The following is a 19,254-nucleotide window of genomic DNA, read 5'->3' on the forward strand; positions in this document are numbered from 1 at the left end:
TGCGTCAGCCCTGCTGCTCGGCCGGGGTCTCGGCTGCGGCCTCGGCCGGCGCCTCGGCGGGAGCGTCCTGCTCCTCGACGGGGGCGGCCTGCTCCTCAGCCGGCTTCTCCTCGGCCTTGGCCTCGGCACCCTCGGCGGCCTTGTCGCCCGCCAGCAGCTCGCGCTCCCACTCCGGCAGCGGCTCGGCCGCGGCCGGGGCCGCCTGCTCGCCGCCCTTGCCCTCGGCGGCACCGGAACGGGCGATCAGGCCCTCGGCGACACCGTCGGCGATCACGCGGGTGAGCAGGGTGACGGAGCGGATCGCGTCGTCGTTGCCCGGGATCTTGTAGTCGACCTCGTCGGGGTCGCAGTTGGTGTCCAGGATCGCGACGACCGGGATGTTGAGCTTGCGCGCCTCACCGACGGCGATGTGCTCCTTCTTGGTGTCCACGATCCAGACGGCGCTGGGCACCTTCTGCATGTCGCGGATGCCGCCGAGGGTCTTCTCCAGCTTCGCCTTCTCGCGGGAGAGGACCAGCAGCTCCTTCTTGGTGAGGCCGGAGGCGGCCACGTCCTCGAAGTCGATCTGCTCAAGCTCCTTGAGGCGCTGGAGCCGCTTGTGGACGGTGGAGAAGTTGGTCAGCATGCCGCCGAGCCAGCGCTGGTTGACGTAGGGCATGCCCACGCGCGTGGCCTGCTCGGCGATGGCCTCCTGGGCCTGCTTCTTGGTGCCGACGAACATGACGGTGCCGCCGTGGGCGACCGTCTCCTTGACGAACTCGTAGGCGCGGTCGATGTACGACAGCGACTGGAGCAGGTCGATGATGTAGATGCCGTTGCGCTCGGTGAAGATGAAGCGCTTCATCTTCGGGTTCCAGCGGCGGGTCTGGTGCCCGAAGTGGACGCCGCTCTCCAGCAGCTCCCGCATCGTGACGACGGCCATGGCCGTACTCCTCGGTTTTTCTCGGTTAACGCGCCGGCCGGATGGCCGGCGCTCCTGACGCCCCGACGCGTCGTGCCTGCCGACCGCCTTCGCTTCGCAGGTGAAGAGCGGTGCCGAGGACCGAGATGCGCTGCCGTCCAAGGAGGACGGCGGGGCGTGCGAAGTCGACCCGGTGACCGGGTCGCCAGCAGAAGTGTACGGGACCTGCCGCACGGTGAGCGACACGCCGGGTTTTCCACAACCGGCGAGTAATCCACAGCTCGGGCCGGGCCCGGCCCGCCGTCGGCGGACCGGTGTCACGCTGCGCGCATGTTGCTCTCCCTGTGTGCGGCCGCGGCGCTCGCCCTGCCCGCGTCCGCGAGCCCCGCTCCCCCGCCCCCGTGGCCGCTGCCGGAGCCCGAGGTGGCACGGGGCTTCGCGCCGCCGCCGGTGCGCTGGGCGGCCGGGCACCGCGGCGTGGACCTGGCGGGGCGCCCCGGGCAGCCGGTGCGGACGGTGGCGGCCGGGCGCGTCGTGCACGCCGGGCCGGTGGCCGGACGCGGCGTCGTCTCCGTGGAGCTGGCCGGTACGGGGCCCCCGCCCCTGCGGGTCACGTACGAGCCGGTGCGGGCGTCGGTGCGCGTGGGCGAACGGGTGGCGGCGGGCGCGGTGGTCGGCACGCTGACACCCGGCGGCTCGCACTGCCCGCCGCGCGCCTGCCTCCACTGGGGCCTGCGCCAGGGGGAGCGGTACCTGGACCCGCTGTCGCTGCTCGCCACCGGCCCGCCGGTGCTGCTGCCCGTCTTCGGCGTCCCGCTCCCGGGCACCGCGGCCCCGGGCGGCGCTCCGCCCGCACCGGCGGAGACGGCGGTGGCGACGGCAGCAGCGACGGCGGGGCAGGAGGCGGCGGACCCGGTGGTCTCCCCCGCGTGGCAGCCGGCCGCCGCCCGCACCGGCCCGGCCGGCCTGGCGCTGCCCGGCGTCCTGGCCGTCACCGCGCTGTGGGCCGCCCACCGCCTGCGCCGCCGGAAACCGGCCCCCGCGGGGCGTCGCGGACGGCTCCCCGGCCCCGTGACTCCCGCGCCGCACGGGCGGGCCGGGCGGGCCCGGGGAGCTGCCGGCCGCCGTGCGGTCACGGGGTGCGGCGGACTCCGTGGAGGGCCATGGCGACGGCCGCCTCGGTGATGTGCCCGGGGTCCTCGGCGGCACCCAGCTCGATGCGGCGGACGGCGGCGTCCACGACACCCTGGAGGAGCATCGCCGTCAGCCGGGGCTGCTGGTGCCCGAGCTGCTCCAGCGCCTCGACGGTCAGCGCGACGAGCCCGCCGTGCGCGGCGCGGATCTTCTCCCGCGCGCCCTCGTCCAGCTCCCCGGCCGAGATGGCCACCACCGCGCGGTGCCGGCGGTCCCCCACGAGGGCGAGCTGCCGCCGTACGTACGCCTCGACGCGGCCCTCGGGCGTGGCGGCGGCGGTCATCGCCGCCTCCACCTCGGCGGCCCACACGGGGAAGTCGACGGCGCACAGCTCCTCGACGACCGCCGCGCGGGAGCGGAAGTACTCGTAGACGGAGGAACGGGCGAGCCCGGTGCGCTCGGCGAGCGCCGGGAACGTCAGCGCCTCGGTGCCGCCTTCGGAGAGCAGGGCGCGGGCCGCCTCCAGCAGGGCGCGGCGCTGCATCGTCCGGTGCTCGGCCACGGTGGCCGCTCGAATCCTGGGCACGGCCCCCACGATACGGCCTGTCCGATCAACGCGGCAGTGGGCCGGGAGGGACGATTCAGCGGCCGACCTCGGCGAGCTTCGCCCGCAGTTGCAGCACCGACTTGGTGTGGATCTGGCTGACCCTGCTCTCGGTGACGCCCAGGACCTCGCCGATCTCCGCGAGGGTCAGCCCCTCGTAGTAGTAGAGGGTCACGACGGTCTTCTCCCGCTCCGGGAGCGTGTTGACGGCACGGGCCAGCAGCCGGCGCAGCTCACGGTCCTCGGCGACCTCCACCGGGTTGTCGGCGGCCGTGTCCTCCAGCGTGTCCAGGAGGCTCAGCCGGTCCCCGCCCTCACCGCCGGCGTGCAGCAGCTCCTCCAGCGCGACGACGTTGGCCAGGGAGAGCTGGCTGAAGACGGCGTGCAGCTCCTCGACGGCGATGCCCATCTCGGCGGCGACCTCCGCCTCGCTGGGCGTGCGGCGCAGGGCCGCCTCCAGGGAGGCGTAGGAGCGCTCGACCGCACGGGCCTTCTGCCGCACCGACCGCGGAATCCAGTCCAGCGCCCGCAGTTCGTCGATCATCGCGCCGCGGATGCGGGTGATGGCGTACGTCTCGAACTTGATGGCACGGGCGGGGTCGAACTTCTCGATGGCGTCGATGAGCCCGAAGACCCCGGAGGAGACGAAGTCGGACTGCTCCACGCTGGCGGGCAGCCCCACGCTCACGCGTCCCGCCACGTACTTCACCAGAGGCGAGTAGTGCAGGATGAGCTGCTCGCGCAGCCTCTCGTCACCCGTGTCCTTGTACGAGCGCCACAGCTGGTCCAGTGAGCTGGGCACGACGGGGCGGACCGCCGCTGCGGCCGCGGCCGGCAGCGCCGTGGCCGTGCGGGAGGACCCGGACGTGTGGTGGGGCATGCGTTACCTGGAGCCGTTCTGCCGTGATCGAGGGGGGCGTGAATCGGAAGCGGACGGGTGGGGGCGGGGACCGTGCGGGAAGAGTCTGGCGAGCGTAGCGTGACCGCGGAGTCGCAGTGCGCGATCAGCGTTCGACGCGGCATGCGCAGATACGTTCCTCAGACCGCACGCCGGTGGGACACCGGCGCCGCCTCATCGCCCGGCGCCGCCCCGCGGTATCTGCCGTGTCGCTCGCATGGCCTCACCCTTTCACTCCGTCGCCCCAGGTCAAGCACCCAGAGATCACCTGTTGGGGTGTCAGTGGGACCCCGCTGACAATTGCCAGTGGCCTCGGACGCAGTCGACGAAGCCGAGGGCGCGCAGCTCGTGCAGCCGGGCTCGCACGGGCTCCGGGGGCGTGCCGGAGGCGCGGGCGAGCCAGTCGACGGTCACCGCGCGCCGGGCGGGAAGCGCCTCCAGGACCCGGGCGGTGTCCGGGTGCAGCAGATCGCGCGGCAGGACGGGCGTGGCCGGTTCCGGGGCCAGCTCCCCCATGCGGCCGACCAGTTCGACGACGTCGGCCGGATCCGTCACGAGCCCCGCGCCGTCGCGCAGCATCCGGTGCACGCCCGCCGAGAGCCCGGAGGTGACCGGCCCCGGCACGCCCATGGGCTGCCGCCCCAGCCGCGTCGCCCAGCGGGCGGTGACCAGGGAACCGCTGCGCGTTTCGGCCTCCACGACGACGGTGCCGCGGGTGAGGGCGGCGATGACCCGGTTGCGGAGCAGGAACCGGGGCCGTGTCGGGTGGTCGCCCGGTGCCAGTTCGGCGACCAACAGGCCCTGTTCGGCCACGCGTGCGATCAGCTCCCGGTGGCCCGGCGGGTAGGCCACGTCCACCCCGCAGGCGAGCACCGCCACCGTCGCTCCGCCCACCGCGAGTGCCCCGCGGTGGGCGGCGCCGTCCACCCCGTAGGCGGCGCCGGAGACCACCGTCCAGCCGCGTTCGGCCAGCCCGGCGCCGAGGACGGAGGCCATGTGGGCGCCGTACTCCGTGCAGGCGCGGGCGCCGACCACGGCGACGGACCGCAGCGCCGCCAGCCGCAGCGACGCAGTGCCCCGCACCCACAGCCCCACCGGCCGGGCCGGGCCCAGGTCGTCGAGCTGTCCGGGCCACTCCGCATCGCCCGGGCACAGGAACCGGCCGCCCGCCTCCGCTGCCCGGGCGAGGTCCTCGCCGGGCCGGGCGGCGGCGGCCCGCAGCCGCAGTCCGGCCCAGCGCTGCGGGTCCGCCCCGGGCAGCGGGCGGTCCTCGGCGAGCGCCCGCACGGTGGCCACCGCCCCGTGGCTCTCCAGCCAGCCCCCGCCCAGCTCGTCGCCCGGCTCCAGCGTCCGGCTGAGCGCGGCCCTGGCCAGCCGCTCCTCGTCGTCGGCCCGTGTCACGCCGGGACTCCGGTGCTCCGGGCACCGCGGCTGACGCCGGTGCGCAGCTGGAGCGCGCAGTCGACGTCCTCCGTGTGCGGCCTGCCGTGTCCGGCCAGGTCGGCGACCGTCCAGGCGACCCGCAGTACCCGGTCCAGCCCGCGCGCGGTCAGCAGACCCCGTTCCATGTCGGCCTCGGCCCGCACGAGCGCTCCGGGTGTCACCTGCCAGCGGGTGCGCAGTTCGTGGCCCGGCACCTCGCTGTTCGTCTGCCAGGGGGTGTCGGCGTAGCGGGCGGCGGCCCGTTCCCTGGCGGCCAGCACCCGGGCGGCCACGGTGGCGCTGTCCTCGGCGTTCCGGCCGGTGGCCAGCAGCTCCGCGCGGGCGACGGGCTCCACCGTGACCCGCAGGTCCACCCGGTCCAGCAGTGGTCCGGAGAGCCGGGCGCGGTAGCGGCGGACGGAGGAGGGACGGCACTCGCATCCGCCCGCGGGCGTCCCGTGCCGGCCGCAGGGGCACGGGTTCGCGGCGAGGACGAGGAGGATGCGGGCCGGCATGCGCATCATGCCCTGCGCCCTGGCCACCACCACCTGCCCGGACTCCAGCGGCTGCCGCAGGGCGTCCAGCACGCGTCCGCTGCATTCGGCGGCCTCGTCGAGGAAGAGAACGCCGTGGTGGGCCATCGAGACGGCGCCGGGGCGCGGCAGTCCGGTGCCGCCGCCGACGAGCGAGGCCATGCTCGCGGAGTGGTGCGGGGCGCAGTAGGGCGCCCGGGAGACCAGGGGCTGCCCCGGTGGCAGGGCCCCGGCCACCGAGTGCACGGCGGTGGCCTCCAGCGACTCCTGCGGGGTGAGCGGGGGCAGCAGCCCCGGCAGCCGTTCGGCGAGCATGGTCTTGCCCGCTCCGGGCGGGCCCTTGAGGAACAGGTGGTGCCGCCCGGCGGCGGCCACCTCCAGCGCGCGACGGGCCGCCGCCTGGCCAGCCACCTCCGCGAGATCGGCCGGACGGACGCCCGTACGGGCGGACCCGGCGAGGGCGGTGCCGGGCAGCGCGAGGCCGGGCGACGTCAGGTCCGGGCCGCCGCCCGCCTCGTCGGCCGGTTCCTCGGGCTCCGGCTCGCCCGCGAGCACGGCGATGAGTTGGCGCAGGGTGCGCACGCCCAGGACGTCGACGCCGGGCACGAGCCGCGCCTCGGCGGCCGTCTGCTCGGGGACGATGACCCGGCGGTAGCCCGCGTCGGCGGCGGCGAGCACGGCGGGCAGCACGCCGCGCACCGGGCGCACCCGTCCGTCCAGGCCCAGTTCGCCGATCATCATGACGCCGCTCAGCCGCCGCGGGTCGATCCGTTCCGCGGCGCCGAGCACCGCGCTGGCCACGGCGATGTCGAAGCCGGAACCGCTCTTGGGGACGGAGGCCGGGCTGAGGCCGACGGTGAGCTTGCGCTGCGGCCAGTCCACCCCGGAGTTGACCACCGCGGCGCGGACCCGGTCGCGGCTCTCGACGAGGGACTTGTCGGGGAGCCCGATCAGGGTGAAGGTGGCGACGCCGGGTTCGAGGTCGGCCTGGACCTCGACCGGCACGCCCTCCACCCCGACGAGCGCGACCGAGCAGGTGCGGGCGAAGGCCATCTCAGGCCACCCCGCGCACGTGCTGGACCTGCGGGGCGCCGCGCCGGGGCAGCAGCACACCCACCACGTCGATGCGCACCCCGCCGGCCGGGGGCCGCCCGTAGCGGACCAGCCACCGTTCGCTGAGCCAGCACGCGGCCAGCCGCCGCAGCCGGGCGGCCTTGCGGGGCGTCACGGCCGCCATCGGGTGTTCGTAGGCTCCGGCGCTGCGTGTCTTGACCTCGCAGACCACCAGGGCGTCGCCGTGCCGGGCGACGATGTCGATCTCGCCGTCCCGGCAGCGCCAGTTGCGTTCCAGGACCGCCATCCCGGCCTCCCGCAGCCGCCGGGCGGCCAGGTCCTCGCCGTAGCGTCCGAGTGCTCGTTGTGCGTTCATCACGCCACCTCCGCGACCGACTGTGACGGCCGGGACGGCAGGGCGGGAAAAACAGCGGTTTTCCGTGGACAACGCCGCACATGGGGATAACTCCGTCACCCTCCCGGGTGCGGCCGGCTGCCGGGCACCGGGCGGGCAGACGGGCGGACGGGCGGACGGGCGGACGGGCGGACGGGCGGACGGGCGGACGGGCGGACGGGCAAGAACGTTCAGCCGCCGAACCCGGAGTCCTCGGGCAGGTTGAGATCGCTCTTGTTCAGCTCCTCGACGTTGACGTCCTTGAACGTCAGCACCCGGACCTGCTTGACGAAGCGGGCCGGCCGGTACATGTCCCACACCCAGGCGTCGGCCATGGACACCTCGAAGAACACCTCGCCCTGGACGGAGTGCACCTGCATCTCGTAGTCGTTGGTGAGGTAGAACCGCCGCTCGGTCTCGATCACGTAGCGGAAGAGCCCGACGACGTCCCGATACTCCCGGTAGAGCTTCAGCTCCATCTCGGTCTCGTATTTTTCGAGGTCCTCGGCGCTCATGGCATGTTCCCCTTCAGCCGTGCGTCCCCCCATTGTGCGTCAGGGCCGCTGCCGCCGTCCGGCGCGCCGCGCTACCGGCCCGTAGGCGGCCCCGCCCAGCACCAGGGCGGCTCCGGCGCCCAGGGCCCACGTCAGCGCGCGCAGCGGCCCGGGTTCCGAGACGCCGCCGGGCAGGGCGGCGAATCCGCCGGGGCGCTCCAGCGCGCCCGCCGAGCCCAGCGGCCAGACGGCTCCGTCGACCCGGGCGCGCACCGCGTCGCGCGGCACCGCGCCGTGGCCGCCGTCGGCGAGGAGGGCGCGGGAGTCCACCGACTCGCCGCGGCTGTCGCCGAGCAGGAAGAGGGTGCCCTCGGGCACGGTGGTGCGGAACGCGGCGGCGGACGCGGTCCCGGCCACGTAGGGCTCGTCCACGGGCGTGCCGTCGACCGTCAGCCGCCCCCGCGCGTCGCAGCAGGCCACCTCGTCGCCGCCGACCCCGACGACGCGCTTGATCATCGGCATGCCGCCCCACTGGGCGTCCTCGAAGACGACCACGTCGCCACGGCGCACCTGCCCGCCGTCGATCCGTTCGGCCAGCACGCGGGCGCCCGCGTCGACGGTGGGGGCCATGGAGCCGGTGGGGACGGCGTAGGGCCGGTAGAACAGGGCCGCGAGGACGAACGCGCCCAGGAAGAGCACGCAGCCCACGGCGACGGCGGCAGCCGACAGGACGGCGCCCGCCCGTCCGGGCGCGGGCGCCGTGCCGTCCGTCGGTGCGCTGCTCATCCGGTGCTCCCCACGGTCGCGGACGCCTCCGGCGCACCCTACCCGCGGGTTCCGTTCCCGGTCAGCCCCGTGCGGGGTGCCGGACGTCCGCCCGGGCACCCCGCGCCCGGGGCGGCGGGCGGCGGGCGGCGGGGAGGTCCGGGGAGGTGCTCAGCGGCCGGCCGGCCGCTTCCTGCGCCACAGCAGGAGCGGCAGCGCACCCGCGAGGCCGAGCGCGGCGGGGGCCGCGGCGGCCAGCCCTCCGTACGTGTCGGGCACCGGGAGCGTGCCCCAGCGGTCCACCGGCCAGGCCCGGACGACGGCCCGTCCGACGACCTTGTCCACCGGCACGGCGCCGCCGCCCGGCTCTCCCGTGTGGTAGCGGGAGTCCTCCGAGTTCTGCCGGTGGTCGCCCATGACCCACACGTGGTCCTCGGGAACGGTCAGCGGCCCGAAGGGGCGGTCGCCGCAGGGTGTGTTGCCCGGGAAGAGGTAGGCCGACTCGTCCAGCGTCTCGCCGTTGACCGTCACCTGGCCGTCCCTGCGGCACTCCAGCCGGTCGCCCTCGACGCCGACGACGCGCTTGATCAGGTTCTGCTCGTCCGCCGACGGCATCAGGCCGATGAAGCTGAGCGCCCGCTGCACCGCGTTCGGCTCGGCCGTCACGGGGCCCAGCCAGCTGCCCGGGTCCTCGAAGACGACGACCTCGCCGCGCTCGGGCTCCCCCCCGAACCACGGCGTGAGCTTGTCGACCAGGACGCGGTCCCCGCGCTGGAGGGTGTTCTGCATCGAGTCGGAGGGGATGGAGAACGCCTGGAGCAGGAACGTCTTGATCAGCAGGGCCAGCACCAGGGCGATGCCGAGGAGGAGCGGCAGCTCCTTCCACAGGGAGCGCTGCTTGGGCTCCCCGCCGTCCTCGCCGTCGCCGTCCTCTCCGTCGTGCTCGCCGCCGCCCTCAGCGCCGCCGTCGCCGCCGCGCGCTCCGGGCACCCGGGGGCCGGGGCCGCCGGTGTCCTCGGAGGGCGGGTGTGCCCCGTGCGCGGAACGGTCGCCGTGCCGCCCCTTTGGCCGCTCCTCCGGCTCGTCCCCGCCGGACCCGGACCGGGCGCCGACCGCCACGTCCCCCACGTTCTCTCCTAACGCTGTACTGCCGCCTGACGGACCTGCGGCGCAGGACCGTCACTCCCATAACGAGCGTGAGTTCCGCAGGGCTCGGGAGCGGCACGATTTCGTTCGTTCCGCGGTCTCCTCGGGACCCGGCGTCACCGCCGGGTCCCGTCGGGCCATTGTCCGCCATGGCGGGCACCGCCGGGGCCCGCGGGTCCGCCGTGTCGGGCACCGAGGCGTAGGTGCCGGGCTCCTCCAGCCGGGCCCAGTGCCCGAGGGGCCAGGCGATGACCACGGCCTTCCCCACGACCAGGTCCTCCGGGACGGTGCCCTGCCCGGCGTCCCGCAGGTGGTACCGGGAGTCGGCGGAGTTGGCCCGGTGGTCGCCCAGGACGAACACGCGGCCCGGGGGCACGGTCACGTCGAAGGGCAGTTCGGAGGGCAGGTTGCCGGGGTGCAGGTAGGGCTCGTCCAGCGGGGTGCCGTTGACGGTGACCCGGCCGCCCGCGTCGCAGCACACCACCCGGTCGCCGCCGACGCCCACGACCCGTTTGATCAGGTCCTGCTGGTCGTCCGACGGCAGCAGCCCGATGAAGGTCAAAAAGGCCCTGCCCTGCTTCACGACCGGCGGGTCGTCGCGCGGCCCGCCCTGGGCGTGCCCGTCCAGCCAGCCGCCCGGGTCCTCGAAGACGACCACGTCCCCCCGCTCGGGGCGGGAGCCGAACCACGGGGTGAGCTTGTCCACCAGCACCCGGTCGTCCACGCGGATGGTCTGCTCCATGGAACCCGACGGGATGACGAACGCCTGCACCAGGAAGGTCTTCAGTACCAGGGCGATGAGCAGTGCGATGCCGACGAGGAGCGGGATCTCCTTCGTCGCCGAGAGCCTGCGGCGGCGCCTGAGCCGCCGCTCGGCCCGGCGCCGGGCCGTCCGCCCGCCACCGTCCGGCGCGCTCCCGCCGGGCTCCGCGCCCCCGCGCGGCCGGCGGCCGTCACCGTGGCCCGCGGCCTCGCCGTGCGGCGCGGGGCGCCGCGCCGGGGTGCCCGCCGGGCCCGGCGGCCTGCCGCGGCTACCCATGCCCGCCGTGGACGGCCGTCCACCGCGTGGGCGGCCAGCCGACCGCGTCCACCCGTCCGATCACCCGCTCCACGGGGACGGTTCCGCCGCCGGGGCGGCCGAGGTGGTCGCGGGAGTCGCTGGAGCCGGAACGGTGGTCGCCCATGACCCACAGGCGGCCGTCCGGCACGACGACGTCGAACGGGACGGACGACGCCTGGTCCCCGGGGCGGAGGTAGCGCTCGGTCAGCGGTTCGCCGTTCACCTCGATCCTCCCCCGCGGGTCGCAGCAGGTGACCCTGTCCCCGCCGGTGCCGATGACGCGCTTCACGTAGTCGTTGCCCGGGGGCTCGGCGAGGCCCGCCGCCGCCGCCGTGGTGCGCAGCATCCGCGTCAGCGCACCCGGCCGCGGGCCCTCGGCGGTGAACGTGCCCGTCCCGTCGAAGACCACGACGTCCCCGCGCGCGGGGACGTCGCCGAACCGGTAGGCCAGTTTGTTCACGAGCACCCGGTCACCGGTGCGCAGCGTGTTCTCCATCGAGCCGCTCACGACGACGAAGGGCTGGACGGCGAGGCTGCCGCACAGCAGCACCGCGGCGAGCAGCCCGGCCGCCCACGCGGTGCGGCGCCGCAGCGCGCCCGGCAGCCCGGGAGCCGGTCCGCGCGCCGGGCGCCACCGGCGCGCCGCGACGGCCGGCGGTGGGGCACCGCTCGCCGCGGTGCGCCGGGTGTCCGTCATGGGGCCGCTTCCCTCTCGTCCCGGTGGTGTGGCGCGGTGGTGTGCCTGCCGGAAGGCAGCAGCCTATCCGGGGCCGGGCCCGCGGTGGAGCAGCGGGCGCGCAGCACGACGGCCGGGCCCCTGCGCACAGGGGCCCGGCCGTCGCGTCACGCGGGGAGCGTACCGCTCAGCGCTCGCGCTTCTCCTTGATCTTGGCGGCCTTGCCGCGCAGCTCGCGCAGGTAGTACAGCTTGGCGCGGCGGACCTGGCCGCGGGTGACGACCTCGATCTTCTCCACGACCGGCGTGTGCACCGGGAAGGTGCGCTCGACACCGACGCTGTAGCTCACCTTGCGCACGGTGAAGGTCTCGCGGAGACCGGAGCCCTGGCGGCGGATGACCACGCCCTTGAACTGCTGCACACGGGAGCGGTTGCCCTCGATGACGCGGACGTGGACGTCGACGGTGTCGCCGGGGCGGAAGGCGGGGATGTCGCTGCGCAGCGACGCCGCGTCGACGTTGTCGAGAAGCTGGGACATGCTCGTCTGCTTTCCTCGCCGCTGCCACAGGTCAGCCGCGGAATGTCGTCGGTGATCGAAGGTGCCGGCCGGGGCGGGCGTTGATCCCCCTGTGGCAGGGTCGCGCACCCGGGCGTGGCCAGCGGCCTATTCTTCCACGCTCTGCCCGGACCGCCCAAATCGGCCGTCGGGCCGCACGTCCCAGCCCAGTTCCGCGAGCACCCGCAGGTCGTGGCCGTCCAGGGCGGCCGGGTCGCAGCGCGCGATCAGGTCGGGGCGGTGGGCGGCGGTGCGGGCCAGCGCCTGGTCGCGGCGCCAGCGGGCGACGCGGGCGTGGTGCCCGCTGGAGAGCACCTCGGGCACCTGCCGCCCGCGCCAGACCGGCGGCTTGGTGTAGACGGGCCCCTCCAGCAGGCCGGCCATGGCCCCGGGCGCGAAGGAGTCGTCGCGGTGGGACTCGGCGTTGCCGAGCACGCCCGGCAGCAGCCGGGCCACGGCCTCGACCATGACGAGGACGGGTGCCTCTCCCCCGGCGAGCACGTAGTCGCCGATGGACACCTCGCGCACGTCGTACCGTTCGGCGTAACTCTCGATGACGCGGCGGTCGATGCCCTCGTACCGGGCCGGGGTGAACACCAGCCACGGGCGCGCGGCGAGGTCGGCGGCCAGTTCCTGGGTGAACGGCCGCCCGCTGGGCGTCGGCACGACGATCACGGGCGCGACGGCGTCGCCGCCCGCCGGGCCGTCCCCGTCTCCCGCGCCGGTGTCCCCCGCGTCCCCCTTCCCCGCGCCGGCGGTCACCGCGTCGAGCGCCTCGCCCCACGGTTCCGGCTTCATGACCATGCCGGGACCGCCGCCGTAGGGGGTGTCGTCCACGGTGTGGTGCCGGTCGTGCGTCCACTGCCGCAGGTCGTGGACGCGCACGTCGAGCAGCCCGCGGGTGCGGGCCTTGCCGACGAGCGAGACGTTCAGCGGTTCCAGGTACTCGGGGAAGATGGTGATGACGTCGAGCCTCACAGCGACTCGCCCTCGTCCAGCAGGCCCGGCGGCGGGGCGATGACGGCGCGCTGCTCCGCCAGGTCGATCTCGGGGACGAACGCGGTGACGAACGGGATCATCACCTCGCCGCCCTGGGGGCGGCGGACGACGAGCAGGTCCTGTCCGGGCAGGTGGGCGATCTCGGCGATCCGGCCCACCTCGGTGCCGTCGCGGGTGACGACGTCGAGGTCGACGAGCTGGTGGTCGTAGAACTCCTCCGGGTCGTCGGGGACCTCGTCGGGGTCGACCTCGGCGATGAGGAGGGTGTTGCGCAGGGCCTCGGCCGCGGAGCGGTCGGCGACGCCCGCGAACCGCAGCAGCAGCCGGCCGCTGTGCACGCGGCCGCTCTCGATGGTCAGCGGCCCGGCGGACGCCGGTTCGGTGGCGAGGACCGCGCCGGGGCCGAGCCGCAGCTCGGGCTCGTCCGTCCGCACCTCGACGGTGACCTCGCCCCTGATGCCGTGGGCGCGGCCGATCCGCGCGACTACCAGCTGCACGTGCTCTGTTCCTTCTCCGGTCGGTGAACGCGCGCACGGGCCGGGAACGGCTCAGCCGTTCCCGGCCCGTGCCGGTGCTGTGTGTGCTCAGCGGTGCCGTTCCGCGTCAGTGGACGGCGTCCACGTCGACCAGGTCGACACGGATGCCCCGGCCACCGAGCGCCCCCACGACGGTGCGCAGGGAGCGGGCGGTGCGGCCGTTGCGGCCGATCACCTTGCCGAGGTCCTCGGGGTGGACCCGGACCTCCAGCACACGCCCGCGGCGCAGGTTGCGCGAGGCGACCTGCACCTCGTCGGGATGCTCGACGATGCCCTTGACCAGATGCTCGAGGGCTTCCTCCAGCATGCTCAGGCCCCGGTGGACTCGGCGGCCGGCGCGGCGGCGTCGGCACCCTTGTCGGCCTTGTCGCCCTTCTTGGCCTTCGGGGTGATCGCCTCACCCTTGGGCTCGTCGGAGGACTCCTTCGCGGCGGCCTCGAAGAGGGCGCGCTTGTCGGCCTTCGGCTCGGGGACCTTCATCGGCTCGGGGGCGGGCAGACCCTTGAACTTCTGCCAGTCACCGGTGACCTTGAGGATGGCCATGACCGGCTCGGTCGGCTGCGCGCCGACACCCAGCCAGTACTGCACGCGCTCGCTGTCGACCTCGATGCGCGAGGGGTTCTGCACCGGGTGGTACAGGCCGATCTCCTCGATGGCCCGGCCGTCGCGGCGGGTGCGGGAGTCGGCGATGATGATGCGGTAGTGAGGCGAACGGATCTTGCCCAGACGCTTCAGCTTGATCTTGACTGCCACGGGTGTGGTGTCTCCTGGTCTTGACGGGGTGGGTCACGGCGGGATCGCCACGTGGGGTTGCGGCACCCGGGTGCCCGGTGGACGCGTCAGCCGAGGGAGAGAGGGTCCGGACGACTGTCGAGTACAGCCGCCTATTGTGCCACACGGCGCGGCGCCGCCTCGCCCGGGCCGGGGCGTGCGGGACCCGCCGGGCGGGCCGTGGCCGCCCGGCGGTGTGACGGCGTCAGCGTGGGTGCGGCCGCCGTGCCGGTGCGCCGTCTGCGGGCTGTCGCCACCGGCACGGGCGGGCTGTGGGTACGGCCGTCGAGGGGGGCCAGCCGTATACGTCCTGCCCGCTGGGCCGCGCGCTCAGCCGACGGCCATGATTTCCGGGATGCGGAACTGCTTGCCGCACGCCCCGCACATGATCGGGGCCTGGGCCAGCACGGACGGGACCACCCGCACGTTCCGCCCGCAGTCGCAGACGGCCTTCACCCGCACGCCGCCCCCGGAGGAGCCGTGCCGGGCGGCGGGCCCGCGGAAGGAGCGCGAGGTGTCGGTGTGGGTGGCCGCCCGGTGGGCCCGCAGCGCGCGGTGCAGCCGTTCGGCGGTGGACCGGTAGCGCTTCCTGGTCTCCGGGACCATCACGACGAGCGAGAACCCGCTGCTGGGATGCGGCTCGTCGGGATGCTCCAGGCCCATTTCCTCGGCGATCGCCAGGAAGCGGCGGTTGTGGTAGCGGCCCGCCCGTGAGGTGTCCCGGACGCCGCGTGCCGCGGCGACTCCGTGGACGGCCTCGTGGAGCAGGCGCTCGAAGGAGAGGTCGGCGCCGCAGGCGGACGAGGACTCCCCGATCAGTGCTTCTGGTGCGGCCAGATCCGGCAGCTCCGGGTGGTGACGTTGGATGTCGGCCCACGCGGATGCCAGCTCGGCGGCGAGAACAGGTGGTGTCGTGCTCACGTCGTGCCCAACGAGCCGGAGGGGCCGAGTGTTCCGATTACGGGGCCATTCCCGTGAATGTGCACGTACGGGTCAGTACCGCGTCAAGCCCGCGTGAAGGACCGGGCGGCGGGGCGGGCGGCCCGGGGCGTCCCCGGGCCGCCCGCCCCGCGCGGACGTCAGTACGAGCGGGCGGCCAGCGCCACCGTGCCCGGGGCGTCGTCGGACGCGGGCACGGAGCCGTCCTCGGCGACCAGGCAGCGCACCGAGACGGCCTGCTCGGCGAGGCGGGCCTCGCCCTCCGGGCCCAGCTCGGCCCACGGGATGCGGGCCCAGCCGCCGGACGTGGCGACCTCGGCGGCCTCCTCGACGGTGCGGACGTCGCTGGTGGCCGCCTCCCGGCGCTCCCGGGACTCGCGCAGCAGCAGCGCCTGGTCCTCCTCCAGCACCTTCGGGAGCAGCTCGGCCAGCGCCTCGGCGCGCACCGGCTCCTTGCCCCCGGCGATCCGCCGGACGAGCATCGCCGTGCCGTTCTCCAGGTCGCGCGGGCCGATCTCGACGCGCACGGGGACGCCCTTCAGCTCCCAGTCCACCGCCCGGCGTCCGAACGGGACGTCCGTGCGGTCGTCCACCTGGACCCGCACGCCCGCGGCGGCCAGCCGGTCGCCCACCTCGCGCACCTGCGCCAGCACCGCGTCGTCGCCCTTGATGGCGAGCACGACGGCCTGGACGTGCGCGAGGCGCGGCGGCACCCGCAGCCCGTTGTCGTCGCCGTGGCTCATGATGAGGCCGCCGACCATGCGGGTGGACACGCCCCAGGACGTCTGCCACACCAGCTCGCGGCCGCCGTCCCTGGACAGGTACTGGGTGTCGAACGCCTTGGCGAAGTTCTGGCCCAGCTCGTGACTGGTGCCCATCTGGAGGGCCTTCCCGTCGCGCATCATGCCTTCGAGCGTGAGCGTGTTGATCGCCCCGGCGAAGCGCTCCCTGGGCGTCTTGCGGCCCAGCACGACGTCGATGCCGAGGACGTTCACCATGAAGTCCGCGTAGACGTCGCGGTGGATGCGGGCGGCGTAGTCGCGGGCGTCCTCGTACGTCGCGTGCGCGGTGTGGCCCTCCTGCCAGAGGAACTCACTCGTCCGGAGGAAGATGCGGGGACGCATTTCCCAGCGGACCACGTTCGCCCACTGGTTGATGAGGAGCGGCAGGTCACGGTAGCTCTGGACCCACTTGGAGAAGTACTCGTTGATGATCGTCTCGGACGTGGGCCGGACGACGACCGGCTCCTCCAGCTCCTTGCCGCCACCGTGGGTGACGACCGCCAGCTCGGGGGCGAAACCCTCGACGTGCTCGGCCTCCCGCGTCAGGTAGGACTGCGGGATGAACAGCGGGAAGTAGGCGTTCTGGGCGCCGGCGGACTTGATCCGCGCGTCCATCTCCTGCTGCATCCGCTCCCAGAGCCCGTACCCGTACGGCCGGATCACCATGGTGCCGCGCACCGGCCCGTTGTCGGCCAGTTCGGCCTTGGTGATCAGATCCTGGTACCAGCGCGGGAAGTCGTCCGCCTGGGGGGTGAGTACGGGAGCCTTTGCCATGGCGGGCATGTTACGGCGGCGCGCGGCCAAACCGTGAATCCGCCCGCCCCGGGGCCCGGGGCCCGGACGGCCCGAAGTGGCCGGCGGCGTCCACTGGACGCCGGGGCGGATCGGCAGTTCCCTGGCATGGGGAGCGGCTCGCGCGGGGACGGCCCGCACCGCACCCTCGGGGGGACGGACGGCTGCGCGGACACCCGGCAGCGGGACGGGCGGCAGGGCCGGCGCGGAACTGCCGGACAGACGGACACGCGGACCGATAGGGGCGCCTGTGATGACAGCGACGTATCTGCCTCAGCACCTTCCACGTGCCGCCCGTGACTGGGCGGAGATCCAGGAACGCATGCTCGTGCCGCTCTACGAGGCGGTGTACGACCGGCTGGAGGTAGGCCAGCACACCCGGCTGCTGGGCCTGGGCTGCGGCTCGGGGCTGGCCCTGCTGCTCGCGGGCGGCCGCGGCGCGGAGGTCACCGGTGTGGACACCGACGAGCAGCGGCTCGCCCTGGCCAGGGCGCGGCTGCTGGACGAGCCGCAGTGGGGCGGCAAACCGCTGGACGTGCGGCTGGCGCACGGCGATCCGGCCGGTGCGGACGCCGCCAGGGGCCGCCCGTACACACTGGTGACGGCTTTCGACGCCCGGCCGGACGCCGGGACGCTGGCCGCGGCGGCTCGGCGGGCGGAGCGGGGCGCGGCGGTGGTGCTGGCCGACTGGGGCCCGGCCGAGCGCTGCGCGGCGGCGCCCGCCCTGCGCGTCGCCGCCCGGCTCGCCGAGCCGCCGCACCACAGCGCCTGCTGGCAGCCGCGCGGCCGGGACGACCTGGAGGAGCTGGCCCGGCAGGCCGGACTGCGTCCCGACGGCTCCGGGCGGGTGTCGTGCCCGTTCGGCTACGCGGACCTGGACAGCGCGGTGCGCGGGCTGCTGTCGACCGGTTTCTACGCCGCGGCCGTACGGGCCACCGACGAGGCGCAGGTCGGCAAGGAGCTGGCGGAGGCGCTGCACCCGCACCTGCGCCCCGACGGCACGGTGTGGCTGCCGAACCTGTTCCGCTACGTCATCGCCCGCGTCTGAGCACCGTCCGGGACGTACGGGTGAGGGGCGGCCCGGACGAGCCACCACTCACCCGTCCGGCGTAAGCCGGGCGTCGTGCGTGCCGCCTACTTCGGGGGCAGCAGGTCCCGGAACTCCTTGGGCAGTTCGAAGTCGCCCGGGTCCTGGCCGGCGCCGGGCAGCCCGAAGGCGGCCCCTTCGTCGCCCGCCGCCCTGCGGTCCGCGGCGGCCTGCTCCTCCTGGCGGCGCTTCATCGGGTTGCCCGACTGGCGCTTGCCCTTGCCCTTCTTCTGCTGCTTGGCCTTCTTCTTCCCGGCGCCGCCGCCGGGCATCCCGGGCATGCCCGGCATCCCCGGCATGCCGCCGCCCTGGGCCATGCGGGACATCATCTTGCGGGCCTCGAAGAACCGCTCCACCAGCGACTTCACCGCGCTGACGTCCACGCCGGAGCCGCGGGCGATCCGGGCGCGGCGGGATCCGTTGATGATCGTCGGGTCGTGCCGCTCCCCGGGCGTCATGGACTTGATGATGGCCGCGGTGCGGTCCACGTCCCGCTCGTCGAGGTCGTTGATCTGGTCCTTCAGCTGGCCCATCCCCGGCATCATGCCGAGCAGCTTGGAGATGGAGCCCATCTTGCGGACCTGCTCCATCTGGGCGAGGAAGTCGTCGAGGGTGAACTCCTTGGGCCCCTTCGCCAGCTTGGCGGCCATCTTCTCGGCCTCTTGCTGGCTGAAGGTCTGCTCGGCCTTCTCGATGAGGCTGAGCACGTCGCCCATGCCGAGGATGCGGGACGCCATCCGGTCGGGGTGGAAGGCGTCGAAGTCGTCGAGCTTCTCGCCGTTGGAGGCGAACATGATCTGGCGCCCGGTGACCTGGGCGATCGAGAGGGCGGCGCCGCCGCGCGCGTCGCCGTCGAGCTTGGAGAGCACGACGCCGTCGAAGCCGACGCCGTCGCGGAACGCCTCGGCGGTGTTGACGGCGTCCTGGCCGATCATGGCGTCGACGACGAACAGCACCTCGTCCGGGCGCACCGCGTCCCGGATGTCGGCGGCCTGCCGCATCATCTCCTGGTCGATGCCCAGGCGGCCCGCGGTGTCGACGATCACCACGTCGTACTGCTTGGTCCTGGCGTGCTCGACGGAGTCCTTGGCGACCTTGACCGGGTCACCGACGCCGTTGCCCGGCTCGGGGGCGTAGACGCCGACACCGGCCCGCTCGGCGACGACCGAGAGCTGGTTCACGGCGTTGGGGCGCTGGAGGTCGCACGCGACGAGCAGCGGGGCGTGGCCCTTGCCCTTCAGCCAGTGGCCGAGCTTGCCGGCCAGCGTCGTCTTGCCCGCGCCCTGGAGGCCGGCGAGCATGATGACGGTCGGCGGGTGCTTGGCGAAGCGGAGCTGCCGCGTCTCGCCGCCGAGGATGCCCTGGAGCTCCTCGTTGACGATCTTGATGACCTGCTGCGCGGGGTTCAGCGCCCGGGAGACCTCGGCGCCCTGGGCCCGTTCCTTGACCTGCTTGATGAACGCGCGCACGACGGGCAGCGCGACGTCCGCCTCCAGCAGGGCGATGCGGATCTCGCGCGCCGTGGCGTCGATGTCCGCCTCGCTCAGGCGGCCCTTCCCCCTGAGGTTCTTGAAGGTGCTTGCGAGGCGATCGGAGAGAGTGTCGAACACGGCGGTCGCGAATCCTCACGTACATCGGTGCCGGCGGTCGGGACGTGCCGCGGTGTCCCGGCTGGACCGGCCGTCCCAGCGGGGGCGTCGCGGCACGCATCG

Annotated in this window: 21 protein-coding genes; 2 read left to right on the top strand and 19 right to left on the bottom strand. The window is 74.5% G+C overall.

Features of this window, described 5'->3' with window-relative positions; all coding sequences use genetic code 11:
* Positions 1 to 4: 4 nt before the first annotated feature.
* The gene (gene rpsB / locus V1J52_RS23590; RefSeq protein WP_330141978.1) at positions 5 to 922 is read right to left on the bottom strand and encodes a 30S ribosomal protein S2; all 918 of its coding nucleotides are present in this window, start codon (positions 920 to 922) and stop codon (positions 5 to 7) included.
* Positions 923 to 1,231: 309 nt separating this feature from the next.
* Between rpsB and V1J52_RS23595 the strand changes: the two genes are divergently transcribed.
* Positions 1,232 to 2,086 (top strand): murein hydrolase activator EnvC family protein, encoded by an 855-nt coding sequence (locus tag V1J52_RS23595; protein WP_330141979.1) that lies wholly within the window; start codon positions 1,232 to 1,234, stop codon positions 2,084 to 2,086.
* On the opposite strand, the gene V1J52_RS23600 is transcribed toward V1J52_RS23595, so the two are convergent.
* From V1J52_RS23600 to proS, 17 genes are all read right to left on the bottom strand, one after another.
* The gene (locus V1J52_RS23600) at positions 2,034 to 2,597 is read right to left on the bottom strand and encodes a TetR/AcrR family transcriptional regulator (protein WP_330142041.1); all 564 of its coding nucleotides are present in this window, start codon (positions 2,595 to 2,597) and stop codon (positions 2,034 to 2,036) included. The two genes, V1J52_RS23595 and V1J52_RS23600, sit on opposite strands and share 53 nt — an antisense overlap.
* Before the next feature lie 79 nt (positions 2,598 to 2,676).
* Positions 2,677 to 3,519: an RNA polymerase sigma factor WhiG gene (whiG, locus tag V1J52_RS23605; RefSeq protein WP_330141980.1), complete on the bottom strand. Its 843-nt coding sequence runs from the start codon at positions 3,517 to 3,519 to the stop codon at positions 2,677 to 2,679.
* 297 nt (positions 3,520 to 3,816) lie between these two features.
* Positions 3,817 to 4,938, bottom strand: coding sequence for a DNA-processing protein DprA (gene dprA / locus V1J52_RS23610; protein WP_330141981.1), 1,122 nt, complete (start codon positions 4,936 to 4,938; stop codon positions 3,817 to 3,819).
* Entirely contained in the window at positions 4,935 to 6,545 is a 1,611-nt protein-coding gene (locus V1J52_RS23615) for a YifB family Mg chelatase-like AAA ATPase (RefSeq protein ID WP_330141982.1), read from the bottom strand. Before V1J52_RS23615 ends, dprA begins: the two co-directional genes overlap by 4 nt.
* A 1-nt stretch (position 6,546) precedes the next feature.
* Positions 6,547 to 6,921, bottom strand: a complete 375-nt coding sequence (locus V1J52_RS23620; protein ID WP_330141983.1) for a YraN family protein — start codon at positions 6,919 to 6,921, stop codon at positions 6,547 to 6,549.
* A gap of 209 nt (positions 6,922 to 7,130) precedes the next feature.
* Entirely contained in the window at positions 7,131 to 7,454 is a 324-nt protein-coding gene (locus V1J52_RS23625; protein ID WP_330141984.1) for a DUF2469 domain-containing protein, read from the bottom strand.
* A 39-nt stretch (positions 7,455 to 7,493) separates the two neighbouring features.
* Positions 7,494 to 8,219 carry a signal peptidase I gene (lepB, locus tag V1J52_RS23630; protein ID WP_330141985.1) on the bottom strand — a complete coding sequence of 242 codons (726 nt, stop codon included), beginning with the start codon at positions 8,217 to 8,219 and terminating at the stop codon, positions 7,494 to 7,496.
* Between the two features lie 150 nt (positions 8,220 to 8,369).
* A complete protein-coding gene (lepB, locus tag V1J52_RS23635) occupies positions 8,370 to 9,188 on the bottom strand; it encodes a signal peptidase I (RefSeq protein WP_330141986.1) in 819 nt (272 codons plus the stop codon).
* Positions 9,154 to 10,383, bottom strand: a complete 1,230-nt coding sequence (gene lepB, locus V1J52_RS23640) for a signal peptidase I (RefSeq protein WP_330141988.1) — start codon at positions 10,381 to 10,383, stop codon at positions 9,154 to 9,156. Before lepB (V1J52_RS23640) ends, lepB (V1J52_RS23635) begins: the two co-directional genes overlap by 35 nt.
* Positions 10,376 to 11,101, bottom strand: a complete 726-nt coding sequence (gene lepB / locus V1J52_RS23645) for a signal peptidase I (RefSeq protein WP_330141989.1) — start codon at positions 11,099 to 11,101, stop codon at positions 10,376 to 10,378. Before lepB (V1J52_RS23645) ends, lepB (V1J52_RS23640) begins: the two co-directional genes overlap by 8 nt.
* A gap of 166 nt (positions 11,102 to 11,267) precedes the next feature.
* Positions 11,268 to 11,618, bottom strand: a complete 351-nt coding sequence (gene rplS, locus V1J52_RS23650; RefSeq protein WP_330141990.1) for a 50S ribosomal protein L19 — start codon at positions 11,616 to 11,618, stop codon at positions 11,268 to 11,270.
* Positions 11,619 to 11,744: 126 nt separating this feature from the next.
* Entirely contained in the window at positions 11,745 to 12,614 is an 870-nt protein-coding gene (gene trmD / locus V1J52_RS23655) for a tRNA (guanosine(37)-N1)-methyltransferase TrmD (protein WP_330141992.1), read from the bottom strand.
* Entirely contained in the window at positions 12,611 to 13,132 is a 522-nt protein-coding gene (gene rimM, locus V1J52_RS23660) for a ribosome maturation factor RimM (protein WP_330141993.1), read from the bottom strand. The genes trmD and rimM overlap by 4 nt, the downstream gene beginning before the upstream one ends.
* A 106-nt stretch (positions 13,133 to 13,238) precedes the next feature.
* Positions 13,239 to 13,478, bottom strand: a complete 240-nt coding sequence (locus V1J52_RS23665) for an RNA-binding protein (RefSeq protein ID WP_330141994.1) — start codon at positions 13,476 to 13,478, stop codon at positions 13,239 to 13,241.
* Positions 13,479 to 13,480: 2 nt separating this feature from the next.
* On the bottom strand, positions 13,481 to 13,924 hold the full coding sequence (gene rpsP, locus V1J52_RS23670) for a 30S ribosomal protein S16 (protein ID WP_330141995.1): 444 nt from the start codon (positions 13,922 to 13,924) through the stop codon (positions 13,481 to 13,483).
* A gap of 348 nt (positions 13,925 to 14,272) precedes the next feature.
* The gene (locus tag V1J52_RS23675; protein WP_330141996.1) at positions 14,273 to 14,863 is read right to left on the bottom strand and encodes a hypothetical protein; all 591 of its coding nucleotides are present in this window, start codon (positions 14,861 to 14,863) and stop codon (positions 14,273 to 14,275) included.
* Between the two features lie 158 nt (positions 14,864 to 15,021).
* The gene (gene proS / locus V1J52_RS23680; protein ID WP_330141997.1) at positions 15,022 to 16,437 is read right to left on the bottom strand and encodes a proline--tRNA ligase; all 1,416 of its coding nucleotides are present in this window, start codon (positions 16,435 to 16,437) and stop codon (positions 15,022 to 15,024) included.
* Between the two features lie 271 nt (positions 16,438 to 16,708).
* Here proS and V1J52_RS23685 point away from each other — a divergent pair, with 271 nt between their 5' ends.
* A complete protein-coding gene (locus tag V1J52_RS23685) occupies positions 16,709 to 17,503 on the top strand; it encodes a methyltransferase domain-containing protein (RefSeq protein ID WP_330141998.1) in 795 nt (264 codons plus the stop codon).
* Positions 17,504 to 17,589: 86 nt separating this feature from the next.
* On the opposite strand, the gene ffh is transcribed toward V1J52_RS23685, so the two are convergent.
* Positions 17,590 to 19,152 (bottom strand): signal recognition particle protein, encoded by a 1,563-nt coding sequence (gene ffh / locus V1J52_RS23690; protein ID WP_330141999.1) that lies wholly within the window; start codon positions 19,150 to 19,152, stop codon positions 17,590 to 17,592.
* Between the last annotated feature and the right edge of the window lie 102 nt (positions 19,153 to 19,254).

Source organism: Streptomyces solitudinis, assembly GCF_036323765.1.
GTDB lineage: Bacteria > Actinomycetota > Actinomycetes > Streptomycetales > Streptomycetaceae > Streptomyces.